The 3682-nt window shown below is 71.2% G+C and carries 3 protein-coding genes; all 3 read left to right on the forward strand.

Annotated features, from left to right (window positions below; all coding sequences use genetic code 11):
• Positions 1-41 precede the first annotated feature (41 nt).
• Positions 42-1601: an amino acid permease gene (locus IE249_RS30885; RefSeq protein WP_189710108.1), complete on the forward strand. Its 1560-nt coding sequence runs from the start codon at positions 42-44 to the stop codon at positions 1599-1601.
• A gap of 335 nt (positions 1602-1936) precedes the next feature.
• Entirely contained in the window at positions 1937-3295 is a 1359-nt protein-coding gene (locus tag IE249_RS30890) for a C39 family peptidase (RefSeq protein ID WP_189710110.1), read from the forward strand.
• A gap of 123 nt (positions 3296-3418) precedes the next feature.
• On the forward strand, positions 3419-3682 hold a 264-nt coding region (locus tag IE249_RS39025; RefSeq protein ID WP_229859625.1), incomplete at its 3' end, for a helix-turn-helix domain-containing protein.

Here is a 3682-nt window from a genome sequence, read left to right on the forward strand (position 1 = left end):
CTGTCCCTCGTCCGACCCCCCACCGAGAGAAAGGCCCACCCGTGACGGAACGGATACCGGCCCCGCGCGCCCGTGCGCGCGGCGCGCACAGCGGCCGCCCCCAGGCCGACCCGAGCGCCCTCGACGACGACGCGACCCTGCACGCGATGGGTTATCCGCGCAAACTCACGCGCAGATTCCAGGCGTTCGACAACTTCGCCATCTCATTCACCATAATCAACATCATCTCGGGTATCTTCTCGTCCTTCGGATTCGGCATGAACGCGGGCGGCCCGCGCATTCTCGTATTCGGCTGGATCGGTGTTTCCGTGATGGTCCTGTTCGTCGGGGCGGCCATGGCGGAAGTCGCCTCCGCTTATCCGACGAGCGGGGCGTTGTATTTCTCGGCCGGGAAACTCGCCAAAAGGCACAAGGGCGCCTGGTCCTGGTACACCGGCTGGCTGAACTTCGTCGGCCAGGTGGGCGGCACCGCCGCGACCGGTTACGCCGCGGCCACCTTCATCCAGGCGTTCGTGGCCCTGCAGTGGCCGTCCTACCGCCCGACCGCCCACCAGACCGTGCTGATCACCGCGCTGATCATCGTCCTGCAGGGGCTGGCCAACACCTACACCGTCCAGCTCGTCGCCGTCCTGAACCGCATCTCCGTGTGGTGGCTGCTGATCGGCATGGTCGTGATCGTCACCGCGCTGGTCGCCGTGCCCGACCACCACCGCCCGGCGTCCTTCGTCACGCATTTCGCGAACAACACCGGTTTCACTAGCGGACTTTACGGCGGCATGCTCGGCCTGCTCGTCACCAGCTGGACGTTCACCGGCTTCGACGGCAGCTTCCACATGTCCGAGGAAACCGTCCGGGCCACCGTCAACGCCCCCAAGGGCATCACCCGTGCGATCGGCTATTCCGCCGTCACCGGTCTGATCCTCATGCTGGCCCTCGTCTACAGCATTCGCGACTACGACGATGTGGCGAGCGCGACCGCACCGCCCGTCCAGATCCTCATCGACGTCCTCGGGCTCGGCACGGCCAAGCTGCTGCTGCTGATCGTGATCGGGTCCATGCTCTTCTGCGGGCTGGCCAACCTGACCAGCAACACCCGGCAGATCTTCGCCTTCTCCCGGGACGGCGCCATGCCCGGCTCGCGCTGGTGGCACTCGGTCTCGCCGCGCACCCGCACCCCCGTCAAGGCGGTCTGGCTCGCGGTGGCCTGCTCGCTCGCGCTGGTCCTGCCCGGCTGGTGGTCCCACACGGCCTTCACGGCCATCGTCAGCGTCAACGTCGTGGGCCTCTTCCTCGCCTACGCCGTCCCGATCCTGCTGCGGCTGCGCCTCGGCGCGGAGTTCCAGGCCGGGCCCTGGCACCTGGGCCGCTGGGGGCGCCCGGTCGGCGTGGTGGCCGTCACCTGGATCGCCCTGAGCAGCGTGCTGTTCATGCTGCCGCAGGCCTCCCCGATCACCGTCGACTCCTTCAACTACGCTCCCATCGCGCTGGCCGTGGTCCTCCTCGTCGCCACCATCTGGTGGTTCACCACAGCCCGCCGCCACTTCCAGGGGCCGGTCAGCTACGGCCACCCGGACGAGGTAGCAGCAATGGACCTCATCTGAACAGCTGAGGCCCCTCCGGGAGGTCCGAGGCCTTCCGGGCGGGGCGCCTGCCGGGACGGCGCCTGCGGCGTGCGGCACCGTCTGGGCGGGGCGCCTGCCGGGGGCGGCGTCTGCCCATCCGGCCTCCGGTGGGCCGGGCCCCCGGCGGGCCGGGTGGGCGTCTGCGGCGGGGCTCCGGGGGAGGGCCAGGGGATGCCACTGGTGGGGACCAATATTGGTGGGCGTGGCGCGTGTCGAAGTGCTGGCCGGGGCGGGGGGCCGCCGTCATAGTGGGCGCATTGCCGTGCACGGACCCGCCGCCCGCCCCGACTCGGACACCTGGGGGTCTCACACCCATGAGCAGATCCGGACCGCCGTCCCGCAGATCCGTCCTGGCCGCCGCCGTGGTCGCCGCGGTCGCCGGCGGCACGTCACAGGCGACCGCCGCCCCGGCCGCCGCGCCCAGGGACACCGCCCCGGCCCGCCCGGTCGACTACCGCGCATGGACGACGTACGCCGAATGGCGCACCGGCACGGCGCTCGGCACCCGCGCCCTCGCCGGCGCGCGCCCCGGCATCGCGATCGCCACCCCGGCCGGCACCACCGACTACACCGACCCCCACACCGGCACCACCGCCGCCTGGGAGTACGCCACCTGGACCTCCCCCGTGCACCGCCTCACCGTCCCGGCCACCGAGGCGATCGCCTCCTGGAACGCCCACACCCCGCCCGGCACCTGGATCCAGACCGAGCTGCAGGGCACGTACTCGGACGGCACGCAGACCCCCTGGTACGTCATGGGCCGCTGGGCGGCCGGCGACGAGGACATCAGACGCACCTCCGTCGACGGCCAGACCGACGGCAGGAGCACCATCTGGACCGACACCTTCGCCGTCGACGACCCGGCCTCCGGCCTGCGTTTGGCCTCGTACCGCCTGCGGCTCACGCTGTACCGCCGCCCCGGTACGCAACTCACGCCCACGGTGTGGCGGATCGGCGCCATGGGCTCCGACGTCCCCGACCGCTTCACGGTCCCCGCCTCCACCCCCGCGCACCCCGCGAGGGAACTGACCGTCCCGCGCTACTCCCAGGAGATCCACGCGGGCCAGTACCCCCAGTACGACAACGGGGGCGAGGCCTGGTGCAGCCCCACCTCCTCGCAGATGATCATCGAGTACTGGGGCGGCCGGCTCACCCCCGCGCAGCTGTCCTGGGTCGACCCCTCCTACACCGACCCGCAGGTATGCCACGCGGCCCGCTCCACGTACGACTACCAGTACGCCGGCTGCGGCAACTGGCCCTTCAACGCGGCCTACGCGGCCACCTTCAAGGACCTCCAGGGCGTGATCACCCGCCTCGGCTCCCTCACCGACCTGGAGACGCTGATCGCCGCCGGCATCCCGGCCATGACGTCCCAGTCCTTCCTCAAGTCCGAGCTGACGGGCGCCGGTTACGGCACCTCGGGCCACCTGATGACCGTCATCGGCTTCACAGCCGACGGCGACGTCATCGCCAACGACCCGGCCTCGCCGAGCGACGCGGCGGTCCGGCGCGTGTATCTGCGCCGGGAGTTCGAGAACATCTGGCTGCGGACCAAGCGCTACAACGCCTCCGGCAAGGTCGTCTCCGGCTCGGGCGGCGTCTGCTACCTGTACTTCCCGGCGCACCCCACCTCCCACCAGCGCGAGGCGCTCGCAGCAGTGGGCGTGTGCTGACCCGGCCCGTACGCCGGCGCGGGGGCCCCGGGCGACCGGGGCCTTCGGCCCAGGCCCCGGCCCGCGCGTGACCGACCTGCCATACTGCCGGTGTCCTGCCGCCGGTTGGAGACCAGGGTCGAATTGACGACGAGTGAGCAGCCCGAGACCGTCCACCCCCAGGCCGCCGAACCGCCCCGGGCGGGCAGGACCCCCGGCCGGGCACGCGGCACCGAGCGCTCGTCGGCGCGTCGCGCCGAACTCATCGCCATCGGACGCAGGCTGTTCGCCGACACCTCCTACGACGCCCTGTCGATGGACGACATCGCACGGCAGGCCCATGTGGCGAAGGGGCTGATCTACTACTACTTCCGGTCCAAGCGCGGCTACTACCTCGCGATCGTCGAG

It is taken from the genome of Streptomyces anandii JCM 4720, from assembly GCF_014650655.1.
Lineage (GTDB): Bacteria > Actinomycetota > Actinomycetes > Streptomycetales > Streptomycetaceae > Streptomyces > Streptomyces anandii.